This window comes from Pseudomonas moraviensis subsp. stanleyae, assembly GCF_036283065.1.
Lineage (GTDB): Bacteria > Pseudomonadota > Gammaproteobacteria > Pseudomonadales > Pseudomonadaceae > Aquipseudomonas > Aquipseudomonas stanleyae.
The window spans coordinates 1-21097 of sequence record NZ_JAADJI010000008.1 but is presented as its reverse complement, the minus strand read 5'-3'; the positions used below and the strand labels follow the sequence as shown (position 1 = coordinate 21097).

The 21097-nt window shown below is 60.9% G+C and carries 23 protein-coding genes; 20 read left to right on the top strand and 3 right to left on the bottom strand.

Annotated elements, in window-relative coordinates; genetic code table 11:
- Positions 1-5 precede the first annotated feature (5 nt).
- The 8 genes from GXB78_RS15405 to GXB78_RS15370 all read left to right on the top strand — a co-directional run bounded on the left by GXB78_RS15405 (position 6) and on the right by GXB78_RS15370 (position 7985).
- Complete coding sequence (locus GXB78_RS15405) at positions 6-2276, top strand: chemotaxis protein CheA (RefSeq protein ID WP_329515990.1); 2271 nt, start codon at positions 6-8, stop codon at positions 2274-2276.
- A 49-nt stretch (positions 2277-2325) separates the two neighbouring features.
- Positions 2326-3462, top strand: a complete 1137-nt coding sequence (locus tag GXB78_RS15400) for a protein-glutamate methylesterase/protein-glutamine glutaminase (protein WP_329515989.1) — start codon at positions 2326-2328, stop codon at positions 3460-3462.
- Positions 3462-4202, top strand: a complete 741-nt coding sequence (locus tag GXB78_RS15395; protein WP_329515988.1) for a flagellar motor protein — start codon at positions 3462-3464, stop codon at positions 4200-4202. Before GXB78_RS15400 ends, GXB78_RS15395 begins: the two co-directional genes overlap by 1 nt.
- A 12-nt stretch (positions 4203-4214) precedes the next feature.
- Positions 4215-5108: a flagellar motor protein MotD gene (gene motD, locus GXB78_RS15390; protein WP_408005133.1), complete on the top strand. Its 894-nt coding sequence runs from the start codon at positions 4215-4217 to the stop codon at positions 5106-5108.
- A gap of 43 nt (positions 5109-5151) precedes the next feature.
- Positions 5152-5940 (top strand): ParA family protein, encoded by a 789-nt coding sequence (locus tag GXB78_RS15385; RefSeq protein WP_329515987.1) that lies wholly within the window; start codon positions 5152-5154, stop codon positions 5938-5940.
- A gap of 118 nt (positions 5941-6058) precedes the next feature.
- Positions 6059-7012 carry a CheW domain-containing protein gene (locus GXB78_RS15380; RefSeq protein WP_329515986.1) on the top strand — a complete coding sequence of 318 codons (954 nt, stop codon included), beginning with the start codon at positions 6059-6061 and terminating at the stop codon, positions 7010-7012.
- 90 nt (positions 7013-7102) lie between these two features.
- The gene (locus GXB78_RS15375) at positions 7103-7588 is read left to right on the top strand and encodes a chemotaxis protein CheW (RefSeq protein WP_186552045.1); all 486 of its coding nucleotides are present in this window, start codon (positions 7103-7105) and stop codon (positions 7586-7588) included.
- Between the two features lies 1 nt (position 7589).
- On the top strand, positions 7590-7985 hold the full coding sequence (locus GXB78_RS15370) for a DUF2802 domain-containing protein (protein WP_016771049.1): 396 nt from the start codon (positions 7590-7592) through the stop codon (positions 7983-7985).
- Positions 7986-8105: 120 nt separating this feature from the next.
- Here the strand turns inward: GXB78_RS15370 and GXB78_RS15365 are convergent, their stop codons facing one another.
- Together GXB78_RS15365 and fliK are read right to left on the bottom strand one after the other, a co-directional pair.
- Complete coding sequence (locus tag GXB78_RS15365) at positions 8106-8435, bottom strand: EscU/YscU/HrcU family type III secretion system export apparatus switch protein (protein WP_041479625.1); 330 nt, start codon at positions 8433-8435, stop codon at positions 8106-8108.
- A complete protein-coding gene (fliK, locus tag GXB78_RS15360; protein WP_329515985.1) occupies positions 8432-10006 on the bottom strand; it encodes a flagellar hook-length control protein FliK in 1575 nt (524 codons plus the stop codon). Before fliK ends, GXB78_RS15365 begins: the two co-directional genes overlap by 4 nt.
- A gap of 197 nt (positions 10007-10203) precedes the next feature.
- On the opposite strand from fliK, the gene ccmA reads away from it, so the two are divergent.
- The 12 genes from ccmA to GXB78_RS15300 all read left to right on the top strand — a co-directional run bounded on the left by ccmA (position 10204) and on the right by GXB78_RS15300 (position 19647).
- Positions 10204-10839: a cytochrome c biogenesis heme-transporting ATPase CcmA gene (gene ccmA, locus GXB78_RS15355; RefSeq protein WP_329515984.1), complete on the top strand. Its 636-nt coding sequence runs from the start codon at positions 10204-10206 to the stop codon at positions 10837-10839.
- The gene (gene ccmB / locus GXB78_RS15350) at positions 10836-11504 is read left to right on the top strand and encodes a heme exporter protein CcmB (protein ID WP_039763615.1); all 669 of its coding nucleotides are present in this window, start codon (positions 10836-10838) and stop codon (positions 11502-11504) included. The genes ccmA and ccmB overlap by 4 nt, the downstream gene beginning before the upstream one ends.
- 97 nt (positions 11505-11601) lie before the next feature.
- A complete protein-coding gene (locus GXB78_RS15345; RefSeq protein ID WP_329516231.1) occupies positions 11602-12357 on the top strand; it encodes a heme ABC transporter permease in 756 nt (251 codons plus the stop codon).
- Positions 12354-12530 (top strand): heme exporter protein CcmD, encoded by a 177-nt coding sequence (gene ccmD, locus GXB78_RS15340; RefSeq protein WP_071171457.1) that lies wholly within the window; start codon positions 12354-12356, stop codon positions 12528-12530. The genes GXB78_RS15345 and ccmD overlap by 4 nt, the downstream gene beginning before the upstream one ends.
- Positions 12527-12982 (top strand): cytochrome c maturation protein CcmE, encoded by a 456-nt coding sequence (ccmE, locus tag GXB78_RS15335; protein WP_329515983.1) that lies wholly within the window; start codon positions 12527-12529, stop codon positions 12980-12982. The genes ccmD and ccmE overlap by 4 nt, the downstream gene beginning before the upstream one ends.
- A gap of 3 nt (positions 12983-12985) precedes the next feature.
- Positions 12986-14974, top strand: coding sequence for a heme lyase CcmF/NrfE family subunit (locus tag GXB78_RS15330; RefSeq protein ID WP_329515982.1), 1989 nt, complete (start codon positions 12986-12988; stop codon positions 14972-14974).
- The gene (locus GXB78_RS15325; protein WP_329515981.1) at positions 14971-15507 is read left to right on the top strand and encodes a DsbE family thiol:disulfide interchange protein; all 537 of its coding nucleotides are present in this window, start codon (positions 14971-14973) and stop codon (positions 15505-15507) included. The genes GXB78_RS15330 and GXB78_RS15325 overlap by 4 nt, the downstream gene beginning before the upstream one ends.
- The gene (locus tag GXB78_RS15320; RefSeq protein ID WP_329515980.1) at positions 15504-15974 is read left to right on the top strand and encodes a cytochrome c-type biogenesis protein; all 471 of its coding nucleotides are present in this window, start codon (positions 15504-15506) and stop codon (positions 15972-15974) included. The genes GXB78_RS15325 and GXB78_RS15320 overlap by 4 nt, the downstream gene beginning before the upstream one ends.
- On the top strand, positions 15971-17170 hold the full coding sequence (ccmI, locus tag GXB78_RS15315) for a c-type cytochrome biogenesis protein CcmI (RefSeq protein ID WP_329515979.1): 1200 nt from the start codon (positions 15971-15973) through the stop codon (positions 17168-17170). The genes GXB78_RS15320 and ccmI overlap by 4 nt, the downstream gene beginning before the upstream one ends.
- 25 nt (positions 17171-17195) lie before the next feature.
- Positions 17196-17597 (top strand): hypothetical protein, encoded by a 402-nt coding sequence (locus GXB78_RS15310; RefSeq protein ID WP_329515978.1) that lies wholly within the window; start codon positions 17196-17198, stop codon positions 17595-17597.
- A gap of 131 nt (positions 17598-17728) precedes the next feature.
- A complete protein-coding gene (locus GXB78_RS15305) occupies positions 17729-19048 on the top strand; it encodes an AAA family ATPase (RefSeq protein ID WP_329515977.1) in 1320 nt (439 codons plus the stop codon).
- Entirely contained in the window at positions 19045-19647 is a 603-nt protein-coding gene (locus GXB78_RS15300; RefSeq protein ID WP_329515976.1) for an HNH endonuclease family protein, read from the top strand. Before GXB78_RS15305 ends, GXB78_RS15300 begins: the two co-directional genes overlap by 4 nt.
- 98 nt (positions 19648-19745) lie before the next feature.
- Here the strand turns inward: GXB78_RS15300 and GXB78_RS15295 are convergent, their stop codons facing one another.
- Positions 19746-20933, bottom strand: coding sequence for an MFS transporter (locus tag GXB78_RS15295; RefSeq protein WP_329515975.1), 1188 nt, complete (start codon positions 20931-20933; stop codon positions 19746-19748).
- Between the last annotated feature and the right edge of the window lie 164 nt (positions 20934-21097).

Below are 21097 nucleotides of genomic sequence, written 5' to 3'. Positions count from 1 at the left end.
CATTAATGAGCTTCGGCGCCGATGAAGAGATCCTTCAGGATTTCCTGGTTGAGGCCGGCGAGATTCTTGAGCAACTGTCCGAACAACTGGTCGAGCTGGAAAGCCGCCCGGATGATGCTGATCTGCTCAATGCAATTTTTCGCGGTTTCCACACTGTAAAAGGGGGCGCCGGCTTCCTTCAGCTCAATGAGCTGGTGGAGTGCTGTCACATCGCCGAAAACGTGTTCGACATCCTCCGTAAGGGTGAACGTCGCGTTGATGCAGAACTGATGGACGTGGTGCTCGAAGCACTGGACGCGGTGAACAGCATGTTCAGCGAAGTCCGTGAACGTGCACCGATCACCGCCGCCACGCCGGAATTGCTGGCCGCGCTGGCGCGTCTGGCCGAGCCGCAATCGGCTGATGAAGCTGTTGCTGCGCCAGTAGAAGTGGTGGAAGAAGCGGTCGCTGAAAACGCATCGGAAGACATCACCGATAATGAATTCGAACAACTGCTGGACTCGCTGAATGCCGTCAAGGCCCAGGCCGAGGCCCCGGCCGCTGTTGTTGCTCCAGCGCAGGTTGCCGACACGGCCGCCAGCGATGAAATCACCGACGCCGAATTTGAATCGCTGCTCGATCAACTGCACGGCAAAGGCCAGTTCGCTGTCGATGCGGTCGCTCCAGCGGCGCCAGCAGCTCCGGCAGCGCCTGCCAAGGGCGACAGCTCGGACATCACCGACGACGAATTTGAAGCCTTGCTCGATCAGTTGCACGGCAAGGGCAACTTCGCCGTTGACGCGCTGGAGTCGGCCATCGCTTCGGCGCCGGCAGCACCTGCTGCACCGGCCGCCGCTGCGGCCGGCAGCGATCTGATCAGCGATCACGAATTCGAATCGCTGCTCGACGAATTGCACGGCAAAGGCAAGTTTGACGCCGCCGCGGCGACTGCCGGCTCCGCATCAAGCATCGCCACGCCAGCCGCGAAAGCTCCGGCTGCCGCTGCTGCACCGAAACCTGCGGCCAAGCCTGAACCGAAAGCCGAGGCGCCGAAACCGGCTGCCGCTGCGGCACCGGCTCCGGCCCGCGCGCCAGCCGCTGCACCGGCAGAAAAACCGGCCAGCGAAGCGGAAACCACCGTACGCGTCGACACCGCGCGGCTCGACGAGATCATGAACATGGTCGGCGAGCTGGTGCTGGTGCGTAACCGTCTGGTGCGCCTGGGTCTCAACAGCGGCGACGAAGCCATGTCCAAGGCCGTGTCGAACCTCGACGTGGTCACCGCTGACCTGCAGACCGCAGTGATGAAGACACGGATGCAGCCGATCAAGAAGGTCTTCGGGCGCTTCCCGCGTCTGGTTCGCGACCTCGCGCGTCAGTTGAAGAAAGAGATCAACCTGGAACTGGTGGGTGAAGAAACCGACCTCGACAAAAACCTTGTCGAGGCCCTGGCCGACCCGCTGGTCCACTTGGTGCGCAACGCCGTCGACCACGGCATCGAGTCGCCGGAAGAACGCGAAGCGTCGGGCAAGGCCCGTGGTGGTCGCGTGGTGCTGGCGGCCGAGCAGGAAGGCGACCACATTCTGCTGTCGATCTCCGACGACGGCAAAGGCATGGACCCGAACGTCCTGCGTTCGATCGCGGTAAAACGCGGCGTGATGGACAAGGACGCGGCCGATCGCCTGAGCGATACCGAGTGCTACAACCTGATCTTCGCCCCGGGTTTCTCGACCAAGACCGAGATCTCCGACGTGTCCGGCCGCGGTGTCGGCATGGACGTGGTGAAGACCAAGATTTCCCAGCTCAACGGTTCGATCAACATCTACTCGACCAAGGGCCAAGGCTCGAAGATCGTCATCAAGGTGCCGCTGACCCTGGCGATCATGCCGACGCTGATGGTCATGCTCGGCAATCAGGCGTTCGCGTTCCCGCTGGTCAACGTCAACGAAATCTTCCACCTCGACCTGTCGACCACCAACGTCGTCGACGGTCAGGAAGTGGTGATCGTGCGCGACAAGGCGCTGCCATTGTTCTACCTCAAGCGCTGGCTGGTCAGCTCCGCCGCTCACGAAGAGCAGCGCGAAGGCCATGTGGTGATTCTTTCGGTGGGCACTCAGCGGATCGGCTTCGTCGTCGATCAACTGGTCGGCCAGGAAGAAGTGGTCATCAAGCCATTGGGCAAAATGCTCCAGGGAACTCCGGGCATGTCCGGCGCCACCATCACCGGTGACGGCCGCATTGCGCTGATTCTCGATGTTCCAAGCATGCTCAAGCGTTACGCCACAAAGCGTATTTGAATCCGGGGCGGCGGCGCGATGACGCGCCGCTGCACCTAATGGAGTGTTTATGGCAGTCAAAGTCCTGGTGGTGGACGATTCGGGTTTTTTCCGCCGCCGCGTCTCGGAAATTCTTTCGGCGGATCCGAGCATCCAGGTGGTCGGCACGGCCACTAACGGTAAAGAGGCGATCGATCAGGCCATGGCCCTCAAGCCTGACGTGATCACCATGGACTACGAGATGCCGATGATGGACGGCATCACGGCGGTGCGGCACATCATGCAGCGCTGCCCGACCCCGGTGCTGATGTTCTCCTCGCTGACGCACGAAGGCGCCCGGGTCACCCTTGATGCGCTGGACGCCGGCGCGGTGGATTTCCTGCCGAAGAATTTCGAAGACATCTCGCGCAACCCCGAGAAGGTCAAGCAGTTGCTGTGCGAGAAAGTCCACAGCATCTCGCGCAGCAACCGTCGTTTCAGTGCCTACAGCGCGCCGGCTCCCGCCGCTGCGCCAGCGCCGACGCCTGCCCCGGCAGCCACGAGCTACAGCAGCCACAGCAGCCCTGTGCCAGCGCGTCCGGCTCCTGCGCCAGCGCCTGCTCGTGCATCCGCTGCCAGCGCTTCGTCGTCGGCTCCGAAACGCAAAGCCTACAAACTGGTTGCCATCGGCACCTCGACGGGCGGCCCGGTTGCGCTGCAACGCGTGCTGACGCAATTGCCGGCGAATTTCCCGGCGCCGATCGTGCTGATCCAGCACATGCCGGCAGCGTTCACCAAAGCCTTTGCCGAACGTCTCGACAAGCTCTGCCGCATCAGCGTCAAGGAAGCCGAGGATGGCGACATCCTGCGTCCGGGCCTGGCGCTGCTGGCGCCGGGTGGCAAGCAGATGATGATCGACGGCCGTGGCGCGGTGAAGATTTTGCCGGGTGACGAGCGTCTGAATTACAAGCCGTGCGTGGACATCACGTTCGGCTCGGCAGCGAAATCCTACGGCGACAAAGTTCTGGCAGTGGTGCTGACCGGCATGGGCGCTGACGGCCGCGAAGGCGCACGTCTGCTCAAGCAGGGCGGCAGCTCGGTGTGGGCGCAGGACGAAGCAAGCTGCGTGATCTACGGCATGCCGATGGCCATCGTCAAAGCCGATCTGGCTGACGCGGTGTACGGTCTGGACGATATCGGCAAGCACATCGTCGAGGCGTGTATCTGATGGATGTTCTCAGCCTTATCGGCCTCATCATGGCGTTCGTCGCCATCATCGGTGGCAACTACCTCGAAGGCGGTCACCTCGGCGCGCTGGCCAACGGCCCGGCGGCGCTGATCGTGCTGGGCGGCACCGTCGGTGCCGCGCTGCTGCAATCGCCGATGAGCGCGTTCAAGCGCGCCATGCAGATTCTCGCCTGGATCTTCTTTCCACCGCGTGTCGACCTGGCCGGCGGCATCGACCGCGTGGTCAATTGGAGCCTGACAGCGCGCAAGGAAGGTCTGCTCGGCCTCGAAGGCGTGGCCGATGCCGAGCCTGACAATTATTCGCGCAAGGGCCTGCAATTGCTGGTCGACGGCGCCGAGCCGGAAGCCATTCGCAGCATTCTCGAAGTGGATTTCTACACTCAGGAATCCCGCGATATCGAAGCGGCCAAGGTCTTTGAAAGCATGGGCGGCTACGCGCCGACCATCGGCATCATCGGTGCGGTGATGGGCCTCATCCACGTGATGGGCAACCTCGCCGATCCGTCGCAACTGGGTAACGGCATTGCCGTGGCTTTCGTCGCGACGATCTACGGCGTGGCCAGTGCCAACCTGATCCTCTTGCCGGTCGCGGCCAAGCTCAAGTCCATCGCATTGCGGCAGTCGCGTTATCGCGAAATGTTGCTGGAAGGAATCTTGTCGATCGCCGAAGGTGAAAACCCGCGCTCTATCGAGCTGAAGCTTCAGGGCTTCATGGATTGATGGGGGAAATGGATCATGGCTCGTCGCAGGCATCAGGAAGAACACGTTAATCACGAGCGCTGGCTCGTGTCCTACGCGGATTTCATCACTTTGCTGTTCGCGTTTTTCGTGGTGATGTACTCGATCTCGTCGATCAACGAAGGCAAGTACAAAGTCATTTCCGAAGCGCTGATCGGCGTATTTACTGACTCCGATCGCTCGCTCAAACCGATTCCGATCGGCGACGAGCGACCGAAAACCGTGACCCCGGCCAAGCCGCTGGTCAAGGATGCCGAGCAGGTCGACGCTGGCATTTCCGGGGCCAGCGATCCGCTGAAAAGCATCGCCGATGACATCAGCGCCGCGTTCGGTGACTTGATCAGCTCCAACCAGATGACCGTGCGCGGCAACGAGTTGTGGGTCGAGATCGAGCTCAACTCCAGCCTGCTGTTCGGCAGCGGTGATGCGATGCCGAGCGACATAGCCTTCAACATCATCGACAAGGTCGCAGCGATCCTGAAACCGTTCGACAACCCCATCCACGTCGAAGGCTTTACCGACGATCAACCGATCCGCACCGCGCAGTACCCGACCAACTGGGAACTGTCCTCGGCACGCTCGGCGAGCATCGTGCGCATGCTCGCCATGCAGGGTGTCAACCCTGGGCGTCTGGCGTCGGTGGGCTACGGCGAATTCCAGCCAGTGGCCAACAACGCCACGGTCGAAGGCCGGGCGAAGAACCGTCGCGTGGTGCTGGTGGTGTCGCGCAATCTCGATGTGCGCCGCAGCCTCACCGGCACCGGAACCGCCAATGCGCAGCCTGATGCGGCACTGAAGCGCGCTGGCACACAAACTGCACCGACCCCGGTCAAGACGCCGGGACGCGAGAGTGCCGTCAATTCTCCGTCGCCCGCATTAACACGCTGAAGCATGTCTCGGCCAATCAACCCGGCCGGGAGGAACGAACTGAATGAGAGTCTGGGCAGTCGCCAATCAAAAGGGTGGTGTCGGTAAAACCACATCCTCCATCGCTTTAGCCGGATTGCTGGCCGAGGCGGGCAAGCGCGTGGTTGTGGTCGATCTCGACCCGCACGGCTCGATGACCAGCTATTTCGGCTACGACCCCGACAGCCTGGAACACAGTAACTACGACCTGTTTCTGCACAAGGGCAGCGTGCCGCAAGGCCTGCCGGGGCAGTTGCTGCTGTCGACCAGCGACCAACGCATTTCCCTGCTGCCATCGAGCACCGCACTGGCCACGCTGGAGCGGCAGTCGCCGGGGCAGAGTGGTCTGGGTCTGGTGATCGCCAAGAGTCTGGCGCAGCTGTGGCAGGACTTCGATTACGCGATCATCGACAGCCCGCCGTTGCTCGGCGTGCTGATGGTCAATGCACTCGCGGCGAGCCAGCAACTGGTGATTCCGGTGCAGACCGAACACTTGGCCGTGAAAGGTCTGGAGCGCATGGTCAACACACTGGCGATGATCAATCGTTCGCGCAAACAGCCGCTGCCGTTCAGCATCGTGCCGACCCTGTTCGACCGCCGCACGCAGGCGTCGATGGGCACCTTGCGCGTGCTGCGCGACAAATTCCCCGACGATATCTGGCACGGCTACATTCCGGTCGATACCCGACTGCGCGATGCGAGCCGCGCCGGCGTCACGCCTTCGCAATTCGACGGCAAGAGCCGCGGCGTGCTGGCCTACCGCGCGCTGCTCAAGCACCTGCTCGCGCAGCAACTTGTTCCGCAGGTGGCCTGAACATGATCTCCATCCATGTAGGAGCTGCCGAAGGCTGCGATCTTTTGATCTTGCCTGTCAGTGTTCCCGAGAAGATCAAAAGATCGCAGCCTGCGGCAGCTCCTACAGAGGGTTGCGCATGAACCGGCCGGTCAAGCTGACTTCACGTCCGCAACAGGCCTTGCAGTCCTATCTGGAAGACCTGCTGCTGGACCTGCCCGAAGACGTGCCGCCGCCAGTCGAAGCGCAGCCGCCAGTCGTCGAACAGGCGCAGCCAGAAGTGCGAGAAAGCGCCGAGGCCATGGACGAATTCCAGGCCGCCGTGCTCGAAGAGCAGGCACGCGACGCGCAGAAAACCGCCAGCCCGATTGCCGCGCCCGCTGCTGCCCCCGTGGCCAAAGCACCGGTGGCGCTGATCGACGAACCGCGCGCGCCGCTGTCGACCCTGGCGCCGCTGCTGCAAACACAATTATTGACCGTGCCGGAACCAGAACCCGAGCCGGAACCCGCGCCGCCAGTGGCGGAGCCGCAGGTGCTGATTCCGCCTCTGGTCGAAGTACATCTGCCACCGAACAACCCGCCGCCACCGGTAGAACCCGATGGGCGTCCCGCCTGGGCTGCCGAAGCGTTCGAATGTCTGCTGTTCGATGTCGCCGGGCTGACTCTGGCGGTGCCGCTGGTGTGCCTGGGGTCGATCTATTCGCTGGCCGGCCACGAGCTGACGCCGCTGTTTGGTCAGCCGGAGTGGTTCCTCGGGATTCTGCCGAGCCAGGCCGGCAACCTGAAGGTCCTGGACACCGCGCGCTGGGTCATGCCGGATCGTTACCGCGATGACTTCCGTCAGGGCCTGCAATACGTGATTTCGGTGCAAGGTTACGAGTGGGGGCTGGCGGTGCATCAGGTCAGCCGCTCGTTGCGCCTGGACCCGAATGAAATCAAATGGAGAAGTCACCGGGGTCAGCGGCCATGGCTCGCCGGCACCGTGATCGAGCACATGTGTGCATTGCTTGACGTATCCGCGCTGGCCGAGTTGATCGCCAGCGGCGGGGCAAAGCACTTGGGCGGCAACAAGCCGCTACATAAACCGACATAGCAGCCGACATAACAATCAGGCGATGGCATTTTTCAATGCCACCACACAGAACACACACCGCCCAGGGCGGTTTTTTCGAGGGGTCAGGGTATGAGTAGTCAGGCGTCGAATGCAAAAGGTTCTGAAGATCCGATCCTGCAATGGGTGACCTTCAAACTGGATAACGAAACCTACGGCATCAACGTGATGCGCGTGCAGGAAGTGCTGCGCTACACCGAGATCGCTCCGGTGCCGGGTGCCCCAAGCTACGTGCTGGGCATCATCAACCTGCGCGGTAACGTGGTCACCGTGATCGATACCCGCCAGCGCTTCGGCCTGAACAGCGGCGAGATCAGCGACAACACCCGTATCGTCATCATCGAAGCCGACAAGCAAGTCGTCGGCATCATGGTCGATAGCGTCGCCGAAGTGGTTTACCTGCGTCAGTCGGAAATCGAAACCGCACCGAACGTCGGTAACGAAGAGTCGGCCAAGTTCATTCAGGGCGTGTGCAACAAGAACAACGAGCTGCTGATTCTGGTCGAGCTGGACAAGATGATGAGCGAAGAAGAATGGTCGGAACTGGAGAGCATCTGATTTGATTCTCGAGGTTGCGGTAATTGTCCTGTTCCTGTTCTGGGCCGGCACGCTGGCGATGTTCGTCTCGTACATCAAGGCGCAGCGAGTGATCGCTGCGCAGCAGGCCCAGGGTGATGCGCTGCGTGATCAGCGCATCAAGGAACTGGCCAAACGCGTCGACGATTACCAGAACGGCAACGTGCGCATGGGCGAAGCCCTGCACGAATTGCGCGCGGTGGTAAGCCCGTTGCCGGACAAGATCGTTGCACTGGAACAACGCGACCCGTCAAGCCTGTCATTCGCCCAGGCGGCGAAACTGGTGGGCATGGGCGCCAGCGTCGATGAACTGACTCAGTCGTGCGGCTTGACCCAGGCTGAGGCGGAGTTGATGCGCAAGTTGCATAAGGGCAGCTAGGAGTTTCAAGCTCCAAGCTTCAAGCAAGATCAAAAACGCCATTCGCGAGCAGGCTCGCTCCCACATTTGATCACGGTCGAATGTGGGAGCGAGCCTGCTCGCGAAGGCGTCTTTGAAACCTCAATAATCATCCCCACGGGCGGTGATGTCTTTCTCGACCATCGGCGCATTCGGGTCCTGTCCCTCGGGAAATTTGCCTTTCAGATTCCACGCAAACGCGATGATCTCGGCGATGGTGCGATAGAGCTCTTCGGGAATGCTGTCGCCCAGTTCCATCCGCGCCAGCAGGCGCACCAGTTCGGCGTTCTCGTAGATCGGCACTTCGTAATCGCGGGCGATGCGCAGGATTTCTTCGGCCAGTTCTTCGTCGCCCTTGGCGGTGAGGGTCGGGGCGTGGTTGCCGTCGTATTTGAGGGCGATGGCCTGGCGTGGGGCAGTGGAATCGTTCATGCGGTTTCGTCGACCCAGCGGTGTTCGAGGCGGGTTTGGTTGCCTTGCGGCGGGGTGCCGTGGTGGCAGTCGAGGTCGCCGACGTTGAGCCCGGAATCGAGCAAGCGCTGGCGCAGCGCGAACAGATTGTTCTCGATCAGGTCGGCAGTGTACGGGCGCTCGGCCCACAGCTGACTGGACAGGCTGCCGGCGATCAGTTGCGCCTGAATCTGCATCGGCCCGAGCGGTTCCAGATCGAACGCCAGGTCGACGCGCCACAGTTGCTGTTTCGCTTCACGCTCGTCGCGGCGTTCATGCGGCTGCGGTTCCCGCTCCGGCGCTTCCTCACGCTGAAACTTGACCTGCAGCGGCACGATGTCCTGCAGGTTGCGCATCGGTATTTCCAGCTGCCAGGTGCTGAGCAGGCGGCCATCGTCGGTGACGCCGGTCTGTTCCAGGCTCGACAGCTGATGGCTTTGCAGGCGCGACACCGCAGCGGCGGCGAGGCGCAGCAGTTGTTCGAGATCGCCTTCGCCTTCCAGTTTCGCCAGCAGCCGTTCGGGCAACGGGAAGCTGCTTGGCACCGGTTTGGCGCTGACCTGACCGAGGGTGCCCAAGGCATTTCGAACGAAACTCGGCAGCGCCTGCGCAAGGGTGTTGGCGGCGATGATCGCATTGAAATTGGTGTTGCTCGGCAGGCCGGGGGTCAGTTGCGCGATCAGCTTGAGCAGGTCGGCTTTCATGTCCGGGGCCAGCGCCGGGTTTTGTCCACCGAGCAATTTCGCTTCGAGGAACGCGCCGCTGTTGGCCAAAGCCAGCGCCACGCCTTTGGCCGTGCTCATTTGCTGCACGTCCGGCAGGCTGGCGAGCAACTTGTCGACCACCGCGCGCAGATCGGCCGAGGTCTGATCGCTGGCCGGTGGCAGGTTCTGCAGCAATTTCAGCAGACCATCGAGCGAGCCCTGGCGACTTTGCTGGCCGAGCAATTGCTGACTCACCGCCAGTTGCTCCTGACGGCTGCTCAGCGGCACGAATTTGAGGGTTTGCGCGTCCTGCACCTGTGCCGACAACAAGGTGCCGATGCGCAGCGGTTGCGGGCTGTCGACGGTCAAGGTGCTGCCGCTCAGCGCGGTGTTGAGCAGGGTCACCATCGAACGGAACACCGCCGCTTGTCCCGGCGTCTGCGGCAGCGCTTGCGAGGTCACGACTTTGCCCTGCAACAGGGTGCCGGCGGGCAATTGCGCGGTATCGATGCGGGTGAGGGTGGCGACGCTGCTGGCGATCGCTTGCTGCACGGTAATCGCCAGATTGCCGGCTGACGGCTGGGTGATCGCCAGATTGGTGCCCTGCGGCAACGGCAGATTGCTGCTGGCCTGCACGGTGGTCTGGCGACCGCTGTCGAGGGTCACTTTGAGCAGCAATTCAAAGGTCTGATCGGCCTGCTTGAGCGATAACACCTCGGCCTTGGCGCTTTGCCCCGCGCCGATCAAGCCCTCGACCGGCGTCAGCAGCTTGAGCAGTTCACCCATCTGCGGGCGAGCGCTCGCCGGCACGGTGGGCGGCAGCGGGAGGATGTTCATTTCGCCTGTCATACGCGGACACAACCTGAGGAAATTGCACTCTTGAGAGTAAGGCACGGCATGTATAATGCCGCGCGTCGTGCGCTTCGTTCAAAAAACCTGGCAATTGTTTGATCCAGCTCGCCAGATCGAGCGATCAAAGCATCTATGCTGCATCTCTTTAACGGCCGCTCCAGAGCCGACTTGAACCGTATAAGGCCCGTGATCCCTTGACCAGTCCTGTCCTGCAAACCGTTGCCCTGGCGTGTGAACGCGACCTGCGGCTGCTTTTCGAAAACCTCGAATTGCGCCTGGTCAGTGGCGACATGGTGCAGATCAGCGGCCCCAACGGCAGCGGCAAGACCAGTCTTTTACGTCTGCTCGCCGGTTTGATGCAACCCACCGATGGCCAAGTGCTGCTCAACGGTCAGCCGCTGACCGAGCAACGCAGCGAACTGGCGCGAAACCTGTTGTGGATCGGCCACGCCGCCGGGATCAAGGATCTGCTCACTCCCGAAGAAAACCTGTCGTGGCTCTGCGCCCTGCATCACCCCGCCGAGCGCGAGGCGATCTGGCAGGCACTGGCAGCGGTAGGCTTGCGTGGTTTCGAAGACGTTCCCTGCCACAGTCTTTCTGCCGGCCAGCAGCGCCGTGTGGCGCTGGCGCGGTTGTATCTGGACAGCCCGCCGTTGTGGATTCTCGACGAACCTTTTACCGCGCTGGACAAGCAGGGCGTCGCGCAACTCGAAGAACATCTGGCCGGGCATTGCGAGCGCGGCGGTCTCGTGGTGCTGACCACGCACCATACGCTGAGCCGGATGCCGGTCGGTTATCGCGACCTCGATCTGGGAAATTGGGCGGTATGAGTGTCTTCGGCCTGCTGCTTGCCCGCGAATCGCGCCTGCTGTTCCGCCGCCCGGCGGAGCTGGCCAATCCGCTGATTTTTTTCGCCATCGTCATCGCCCTTTTCCCGCTGGCCGTCGGCCCGGAAACTCAAGTCTTGCAAAACCTGTCCCCGGGGTTAGTCTGGGTGGCGGCGTTGTTGTCGGTCCTGCTGTCGCTGGACGGATTGTTTCGCAGTGATTTCGAAGATGGTTCGCTGGAACAGTGGGTCCTTTCGTCGCACCCGCTGCCGCTTCTGGTCCTGGCCAAGGTGCTGGCACACTGGCTGTTCTCCGGTCTGGCGCTGGTTTTGCTGTCGCCGTTATTGGCGTTGATGCTCGGTTTGCCGGCCGCGTGTCTGCCGGTGCTGCTGCTGTCGTTGCTGCTCGGTACGCCGGTGTTGAGCCTGCTCGGCGCAGTGGGCGCGGCGCTGACAGTCGGTTTGAAGCGCGGCGGTCTGTTGCTGGCATTGCTGATTCTGCCGCTGTACATCCCGGTGTTGATCCTTGGCAGCGGCGCGTTGCAAGCGGCGTTGCAAGGCATGCCGGCGACCGGATACCTGTTGTGGATGGCCAGCCTCACAGCGTTGGCGATCACCCTGACACCCTTTGCAATAGCAGCTGGCCTGAAGATCAGCGTCGGCGAATAATAATGAGGCCTGGTCAAAAATTGACCACTTCTGAAAGAAGAAAGGCATGACCCTCTGCCAGCTCGCGATGATGAGCGGCAACCGTGATGGAAACAGTATGAACTGGACCTGGTTTCACAAGCTCGGCTCGCCCAAGTGGTTCTACGGCATCAGCGGCAGGTTCCTGCCGTGGCTGAGCATCGCAGCGTTGTTGCTGATCGGCATTGGTGTGGTCTGGGGGCTGGCGTTCGCGCCGCCGGACTACCAGCAGGGCAACAGCTTTCGCATCATTTATATCCATGTGCCGGCGGCGATGCTCGCCCAGTCGATCTACGTGATGCTCGCGGTGTGCGGCGTGGTCGGTCTGGTGTGGAAGATGAAACTGGCCGATGTCGCGCTGCAATGCGCCGCACCGATCGGTGCGTGGATGACCGCCGTGGCGCTGGTCACCGGGGCGATCTGGGGCAAACCGACCTGGGGCTCGTGGTGGGTGTGGGACGCGCGCCTGACTTCGATGCTGATTCTGCTGTTTCTGTATTTCGGCGTGATCGCGCTGGGCAATGCCATCAGCAACCGCGACAGCGCCGCCAAGGCCTGCGCGGTGCTGGCCATCGTTGGCGTGATCAACATTCCGATCATCAAATACTCGGTGGAGTGGTGGAACACCCTGCACCAGGGCGCGACGTTCACCCTCACGGAAAAACCGGCGATGCCGGCGGAAATGTGGCTGCCGCTGCTGCTGACGGTGCTGGGTTTCTACTGCTTCTTCGGCGCTGTGCTGTTGCTGCGCATGCGTCTTGAAGTGCTCAAGCGCGAAGCTCGCGCCAGTTGGGTGAAAGCCGAAGTGCAGCAGAATCCGGAGGCGGCGCGATGAGTTTTGCTTCATTCGGCGACTTCCTCGCCATGGGCCATCACGGCCTGTATGTCTGGTCGGCCTACGGCATCTGTCTGACGGTGCTGGCCCTCAACGTGGTGGCGCCGATTGCGGCGCGCAAGCGTTATCTGCAACAAGAGGCGCGTCGTCTGCGCCGGGAGAACGGCAAGTGAATGCGCTGCGCAAAAAACGTCTGTTCATCATTCTGGCCATTTTGGTCGGAGTCGGCGCTGCCGTCGGCCTGGCCCTGAGCGCGCTGCAGGAAAACATCAATCTGTTTTACACGCCGACGCAGATCGCCAACGGTGAAGCGCCGCAGGACACGCGCATCCGCGCCGGCGGCATGGTCGAGGCCGGTTCGCTGCAACGATCGAAGGATTCGCTGGACGTCAAATTCGTCGTCACCGACTTCAACAAGTCCGTGACCATCGCTTATCGCGGCATTCTCCCGGATCTGTTCCGCGAAGGGCAGGGCATCGTCGCCCTCGGCAAACTCAATGCCGACGGCGTGGTGGTGGCCGATGAAGTGCTGGCAAAGCACGACGAGAAGTACATGCCGCCGGAAGTGACCAAAGCGCTGAAGGACAGCGGTCAATCCGCACCGACGCCTGTGAAGGAGGGTTGATCGATGGCTGCCGCACTGTTTATTCCTGAGCTGGGCCATCTGGCGATGATCCTCGCGCTGTGTTTTGCGCTGGTGCAAGCGGTGGTGCCATTGGTCGGTGCCTGGCGCGGCGACCGTTTCTGGATGAGTCTGGCGCAGCCCGCCGCATGGGGGCAGTTTGCCTTTTTGTTGTTCGCGTTCGGCATTTTGACCTACGCATTCATGACCGATGATTTCTCTGTTGCCTACGTGGCAAACAACTCCAATACCGCTTTGCCGTGGTACTACAAGTTCAGCGCGGTGTGGGGCGCCCACGAAGGTTCGCTGCTGCTGTGGGCGCTGATTCTCGGTGGCTGGACCTTCGCCGTGTCGGTGTTCTCCCGGCAATTGCCGCAAGTCATGCTCGCCCGGGTACTGGCGGTGATGGGCATGATCAGCAGCGGTTTCCTGCTGTTCCTGATCCTCACGTCCAACCCGTTCAAACGCATCCTGCCGCAGATGCCGAGCAATGGCGCTGACCTCAATCCACTCTTGCAAGACATCGGCCTGATCGTTCACCCGCCGATGTTGTACATGGGCTATGTCGGCTTTTCGGTGGCGTTCGCCTTCGCCATCGCGGCGTTGATGGGCGGTCGCCTCGATGCGGCGTGGGCGCGCTGGTCGCGGCCGTGGACCATCGTCGCCTGGGCGTTCCTCGGCATCGGCATCACCCTCGGTTCGTGGTGGGCATATTACGAACTCGGCTGGGGCGGCTGGTGGTTCTGGGATCCGGTGGAAAACGCCTCGTTCATGCCATGGCTGGTCGGCACTGCGCTGATCCACTCGCTGGCGGTCACCGAAAAACGCGGCGTGTTCAAGAGTTGGACGGTGTTGCTGGCGATTGCTGCGTTCTCGTTGAGCCTGCTGGGCACCTTCCTCGTCCGCTCGGGCGTGCTGACCTCGGTGCATGCGTTTGCCTCCGATCCGGAGCGCGGCGTGTTCATTCTGATTTTCCTGCTGTTTGTGGTGGGCGGTTCGCTGACCCTGTTCGCACTGCGCGCACCGGTAGTGAAAAGCCAGGTCGGCTTCAATCTGTGGTCGCGGGAAACCCTGCTGCTGGGCAACAACCTGGTGCTGGTGGTCGCTGCGTCGATGATCCTCCTCGGCACCTTGTATCCGCTGATTCTCGATGCCATCAGCGGCGCCAAACTGTCGGTCGGCCCGCCGTACTTCAATGCGTTGTTCATACCGTCGATGGCATTGTTGATGCTGGTGATGGCGATCGGTGTGATCGTGCGCTGGAAGGACACGCCGGTGAAATGGCTGGCAAACATGCTCACTCCGGTGCTGCTCGGCAGCGTCGCACTGGCCGTGGTGGCCGGCGTGGCTTACGGCGATTTCAACTGGGCGGTGATTGCGACGTTCCTGCTGGCGGCGTGGGTGTTGCTTGCCGGCGTGCGCGATCTGTTCGACAAGACTCGGCACAAAGGCCTGATCAAAGGTTTGCCAACGCTGACCCGCAGTTATTGGGGCATGCAGATCGCCCACCTGGGCATCGCCGTGTGCGCGCTGGGGGTGGTGTTGTCGAGCCAGAACAGTGCCGAGCGCGACCTGCGTCTGGCGCCGGGCGAGTCGATGGACCTGGGCGGCTACCAATTCATCTTCGAAGGCGCCAAGCATTTCGAGGGGCCGAACTTCACCTCGGACAAAGGCACCATCCGCGTGATTCGCGACGGCAAGGAAATCAGCGTGCTGCATCCGGAAAAACGTCTGTACACCGTGCAGAACTCGGTGATGACCGAAGCCGGCATCGATGCCGGTTTCACCCGCGATCTGTACGTCGCCCTCGGCGAGCCGCTGGATAACGGCGCCTGGGCCGTGCGCGTACACGTCAAACCGTTCGTGCGCTGGATCTGGTTCGGCGGCTTGCTCACCGGTTTCGGTGGATTGTTGGCAGCGCTGGATCGGCGTTATCGGGTCAAGGTGAAAAGCAAAGTGCGCGAAGCGCTGGGCATGACGGGAGCGGCGGCATGAGGCGTTGGTTGATGTTGTTGCCGCTGGCGATTTTTCTGCTGGTGGCGGTATTTCTCTATCGCGGCTTGTACCTGGATCCGGCGGAGCTGCCGTCGGCGATGATCAACAAGCCGTTCCCGGAGTTTTCCCTGCCGAGCGTGCAGGGCGACAAGACGCTGACCAAGGCCGACATTCTCGGCAAACCGGCACTGGTCAATGTCTGGGGCACCTGGTGCATTTCCTGCCGGGTCGAGCACCCGGTGCTGAACAAACTCGCCGAGCGCGGCGTGGTGATCTACGGCATCAACTACAAGGACACCAATGCCGATGCCTTGAAATGGCTGGCCGAGTTCCAAAATCCGTACGCGCTGGATATTCGTGATGACGAAGGCTCGCTGGGCCTCAACCTCGGGGTCTACGGCGCGCCGGAAACCTTCTTCATCGACGCCAAGGGCATCATCCGCGACAAGTTCGTCGGGGTGATCGATGAGCAGGTCTGGCGCGAGAAACTCGCGGCCAAATATCAGGCGCTGGTCGATGAGGCCAAGCCATGAAGCGTTTTCTCGCAGCAGTGGTGTTGGGCTTGAGTCTGACCGGTGTCGCCCACGCGGCTATCGACACCTACGAATTTGCCAAAGAGGGCGATCGCGAGCGTTTCCGCGAACTGACCAAGGAACTGCGCTGCCCCAAATGCCAGAACCAGGATATCGCCGACTCCAACGCGCCGATCGCCGCCGACTTGCGCAAAGAGATTTTCCGCATGCTTGGCGAGGGCAAGGACAATCAGCAGATCATCGACTTCATGGTCGATCGCTACGGTGATTTCGTCCGCTACAAACCGGCGCTGAATGCGCAGACCGCACTGCTGTGGTTCGGCCCTGCCGGGCTGCTGCTCGGTGGTTTCGTAGTGATCGCGCTGATCGTGCGCAGGCGCCGCGGGCAACGTGCCGAAACGCCGTCATCTCTGTCTGCCGAAGAGCGTCAGCGCCTCGACCAACTGTTGGATAAAAACCAAGAATGATTGATTTCTGGCTTGCCGCAGGGCTGTTGCTTCTGGTCGCCCTGAGTTTTCTGCTGATCCCGGTGCTGCGCGAGCGCCGCGCCCAGCGTGAAGAAGATCGCACCGCGCTGAACGTCGCGCTGTATCAGGAACGGGTTGCCGAGCTGCAAGCGCAGCAGGCCGAAGGCGTGCTCGACGCCGCGCAACTGGACAGCGGCCGCGCGGAAGCCGCGCGTGAATTGCTCGCTGACACCGAAGGCGTTGCCGCACCGCGTGTCTCGCGCCTGGGCAAGCCATTGCCGCTGCTGGCCGCTGTGTTGGTGCCGGTGTTGGGCCTCGGTCTGTACCTGCATTTCGGCGCCGCCGACAAGGTCGAACTGACCCGCGAATTCGCCCAGGCCCCACAGTCGATGGAGGAGATGACTCAGCGTCTGGAACGTGCGGTTGCCGCGCAACCGGATTCCGCCGAAGGTCTGTATTTCCTCGGCCGTACCTACATGGCTCAGGATCGCCCGGCGGACGCGGCGAAGATGTTCGAGCGCGCCGCCAACCTCGCCGGTCGCCAGCCGGAACTGCTCGGCCAGTGGGCGCAGGCGCAGTATTTTGCCGACGGTAAAAAGTGGTCGGAGAAGATTCAGAAACTGACTGACGAAGCATTGAAGGCCGATCCGAAAGAAGTCACCAGCCTCGGCCTGCTCGGCATCGCCGCGTTCGAAGGCGAGCGATTTCAAGAGGCGATCGATTACTGGAATCGCCTGCTCGCGCAACTGCCGCCGGATGACAACTCTCGCGCTGCGCTGCAAGGCGGCATCGAGCGTGCCGCCGAACGCCTGAAGGCCAGCGGTGGCCAGGTTGCTCAGGCGCCGGCGCCGAAAGCTGCGTTGCTGAAAGTCAGCGTCGATCTGGCCAGCGAACTCAAAGGCAAAGTGCGGCCGGGCGACAGCGTGTTCATTTTTGCCCGCGCCACCTCTGGCCCCCCGGCGCCGCTGGCGGCCAAACGCCTGACCGTCGCCGACCTGCCGGTGACCGTCGAACTGGGCGATGCCGACGCAATGATGCCGCAGTTGAAACTGTCCAACTTCCCTGAAGTCCAACTGGTTGCGCGCATCTCACGGGCCGGTCAACCGACTGCCGGGGAGTGGATCGGTCGCAGCGGCCCGCTGGCCAGCAGCACCACCGCGCCACAAAAACTGACCATCGACAGCCCGGACCAGTAACCGGACCCAACAGGAAAGCACCGCCATGCACACCATCGCCCGCATCACAGTCCTCACACTGGCCCTGGGCTTGAGTGCATGTGCGGTACAACGCCCGGAACCCACCACCAGTCTGCCGCCGATCCCGCCCTCGCAGCCAAGTCCAACTCCGTCGACGTCGCCGACCCCCGGCAAAAGCATCCCGGCCAAACCCGCCAAGCCTGTGCCCCGCACCTCGGCCAGCTTCGCCCCGCCACCGGGCGGCAACAGCCACTGGGACCAGAAACTCGGCGTCTACGTCCTCGACGACCAGACCAACACCTTCTACCGCCAGCGCACCTACTACCGCTGGAACAACGGCTGGAGCCGCTCGGTCAGCCCCAACGGCCCGTGGGAAGACACCAACATCCACGGCGTCCCGCCGGGGTTGGGCAAGAAGTTTCAATAAAAGCGCATATTCACGACCTGCTTCCCAGTTTTTACATGACGTGAAAGTTGCCAGTGCTGCTTGAGTTTTGCGAGAAGCGCTGCAACAGTGGCGCGATGTAATTTTATGATCCTGTGTGCCAAATCCACAGGATGAAAACTGGGGAATGGATTGTGTTAAAGAGCTTGAAACTAAGCCACGTAGGGCCGCTTCCAGAACTGGATGTGAAGTTCTCCAGTCGGTTGAATTTGATCACTGGTGATAATGGTCTGGGTAAAAGCTTCCTGCTCGATATCGCGTGGTGGGCCTTGACGCGAAAATGGCCAGGAGATCTGAACCGTGTTTTGACTGGAGCAGGTATGGTTCGCCCAACGGATCCTTCCAAGGCGAGCATTGAATTCTCCGTTTCAGCGAAAACCAGGGATGTTTCCTATACAACCTCTTTTTCGGCGTTGGATCAGGCATGGACGGGCAAGGCGGGACGCCCGATCAACCCGGGGCTAGTGCTTTACGCCATGGCGGATGGAAGTTTCGCTGCATGGGATCCGGCCAGAAACTATTGGCTGAAAAAAGGCAATCTTGACGTACAGGACCGTGTGCCAGGTTATGTTTTCAGTGCCCGGGAAATTTGGGATGGCCTAGTCGATAGCGAGCGTGGGCTACTGTGTAACGGACTGATAGCGGATTGGGCGAGTTGGTACAAGGAGAAAGGAGAATCCTATGACCACTTGTGTGCAGCCCTTGCAAAACTGTCACCTGAAGAAGGTGAAAGTCTCGTTCCCGGACCACTCACGCGAATCAGTCTGGACGACCCTAGAGACATTCCGACTCTAAAAATGCCCTATGGTCAGGACGTACCTGTAGTGCATGCGTCCTCGGGCATGAAGCGAGTATTGGCAATAGCCTATTTATTGGTCTGGAGCTGGCAGGAGCACGTAAAGGCTTCTGCACTTCTTGGACAGGAGACGACTCCTCGACTTACTTTTCTGATCGATGAAGTGGAGTCTCACCTTCATCCTCGCTGGCAGCGTTCTGTCGTCGGTGCGCTGCTCGATGTAGTGACCGCTCTGTCTCCGACGGCACAGGTTCAGATCCTGCTGGTGACGCACTCGCCCCTGGTCATGGCTTCTGTAGAACCCCGTTTTGATAAGTCACAAGATGCCTGGTTTGATCTGGATTTGGAAAAAAACCGCGAGTCCGGCAAAACCGAAGTTCATTTCAGGCAGCGTGAATTCGTTCGTCTGGGAGAGGTGTCTCGTTGGTTAATGAGTGATGCCTTCGATTTAGGAAGTGCCAGATCAATCGAGGCAGAAAAGACGCTGGACGAGGCATCTCTCATACTATCCGAAGAGGTTATTAACGAAGAACTTGCGTTGTCTTTGGATAAAAGGCTGCGCAAATTGTTGGGAGATACCGACCCCTTCTGGATTCGATGGAGGTATGTCGGGGAAAAACAGGGCTGGCTTAAATGATCTATGTCCAGCCTCAACCGGAACCAGATGATTTTGACAAGAAGGTGCGGGCCAAGGGGCTTGCTCACCTCAAGGCGAAAGGCATCGCCTTGAACGGAGCTCTTCCACCGGGTACGGAAGTCGCCCCGTTATGGCGCGAAAGTCTGACAGACCTTCATGTGGCTTATGGAGGCATCTGTGCCTACCTCGGAATGTTTTTCGAGCGCGTTGCAGGTTCCAGCGTAGATCACTTCATTGCCAAGTCTGTAAGCGCGAAGGATATCTACGAATGGAGTAACTATCGTCTCGCTTGCTCAACGTTGAACAGCCGTAAGCGTGACTACAGTACGGTGCTTGACCCATTTCTTCTGGCCCCTGACTTGTTTCGTCTGCAACTCAGTACCGGTCATATCTATCCAAATCCCAGGCTAGATGCGAAAGCGATGCGATTAATTGAGTTGACGATAGAAACACTGAGTCTTGATGACGCTCTCTGTCGGGATACAAGAGCTAGAGTTTATGAAGAATATGTGAAATACAATCTCGATAACGACTACTTCAGGAGTAAATACCCATTCATTTGGTCAGAGGCTCGACGTCAGGGATTGCTGAAACTCTAGACGCTTAGTCCATGGCGGCTGCTTGCTGTTGCACAAACAATGCTTTGACTCAGGCAGTCTTTGATTGTCAGCCCCAAAGGGAATGCGCTTTCAATGACTCAGGCAGGCGCCAGTGACCGTTCCTGCAAGACACTCAAAAACCGCAACAACGCCAACAACGGAAACACGCTGCCGACAATCACGATCCACAACCAGCCGCCATGCTCGTACACCGCGCTGGCCACCGACGAGCCGAAGGCGCCGCCGATGAAGATGCTGGTCATGTACAGCGCGTTCAAGCGGCCGCGACTTTTCGCGTCCAGCGAGTACACCGCGCGTTGGCCGAGAACCATGTTCATTTGTACGCAGAAGTCGAGCACCACGCCGGTCACGGCCAGACCGATGACGCTGTAGGCCGGGTGGATGAAGGCGGGCAGGAAGCTCAGGCTGGCAAAGAGCATGGCCAGCAGCGAAGCGATGCGTGTGTGACCGGCATCGGCGAGGCGGCCACTGATTGGCGCAGCGATGGCTCCGATAGCACCGACCAGGGCGAAGATCGCGATTTCGCTTTGCGACAGGCCATAGTTGCGCGCCAGTTCCAGCGGCACGGCGGTCCAGAACAGGCTGAACGTGGCGAACATGCAGCCCTGATAAAACGCCCGCTGACGCAGCACCGGTTGCTGGCGCAGCAGTGTCCACAGCGAGCCGATCAACTGGCCGTAGGTGGCGCTGTGATCGGGCTGGCGCTTGGGCACGGTCAGCGCCAGCACCACGCTGATCGCCGCCATCAACGCCGCGGCGATCATGAACATGGCGCGCCAGCCGAGGTGATCGGCGACCACGCTCGACACCGGTCGCGCCAACAGAATACCCAGCAGCAAGCCGCCCATGATCCCGCCGACCACCCGGCCACGGGATTCTTCCGGTGCCAGATGCGCGGCCAGCGGAATCAGAATCTGCACCGACACCGAGCTGAAGCCGACCAGCAACGAGATCAGCAGAAATACGTTGGGCTGCTCGGTAAACGCTGCGCCGAGCAGACTGGCGATCGCCACCAGCGTAGTGATGATCATCAGCCGCCGGTTCTCCAGCAGGTCCCCCAACGGCACCAGAAAGAACAAGCCCAACGCATAGCCGATCTGAGTCAGCGAGACGATGAAACTGGCCATGGTGTCGGAGAGGCCGATGTCCGGCGCGATCAGGCCGATGATCGGTTGTGCGTAGTAGATGTTGGCAACGATGGCGCCGCAGCAGAACGCGAACAGCAGGACCATGCCTCGGGTCATTGTGTGAGGAGTGGTGGTCATAGGGAATCTCGGGTCGGGCACAGGAAAGGGCTGAGGCTAATGGACAATGTGGACTGGCAGAAGACGTTTTCGGATGATAACTGTTATTACGTTGTGTAACTTCTGGATGGTTACGGAGGAAGGCTGGATGTGTTTGTTCATTCAACAAAAGCCCCTCACCCTAG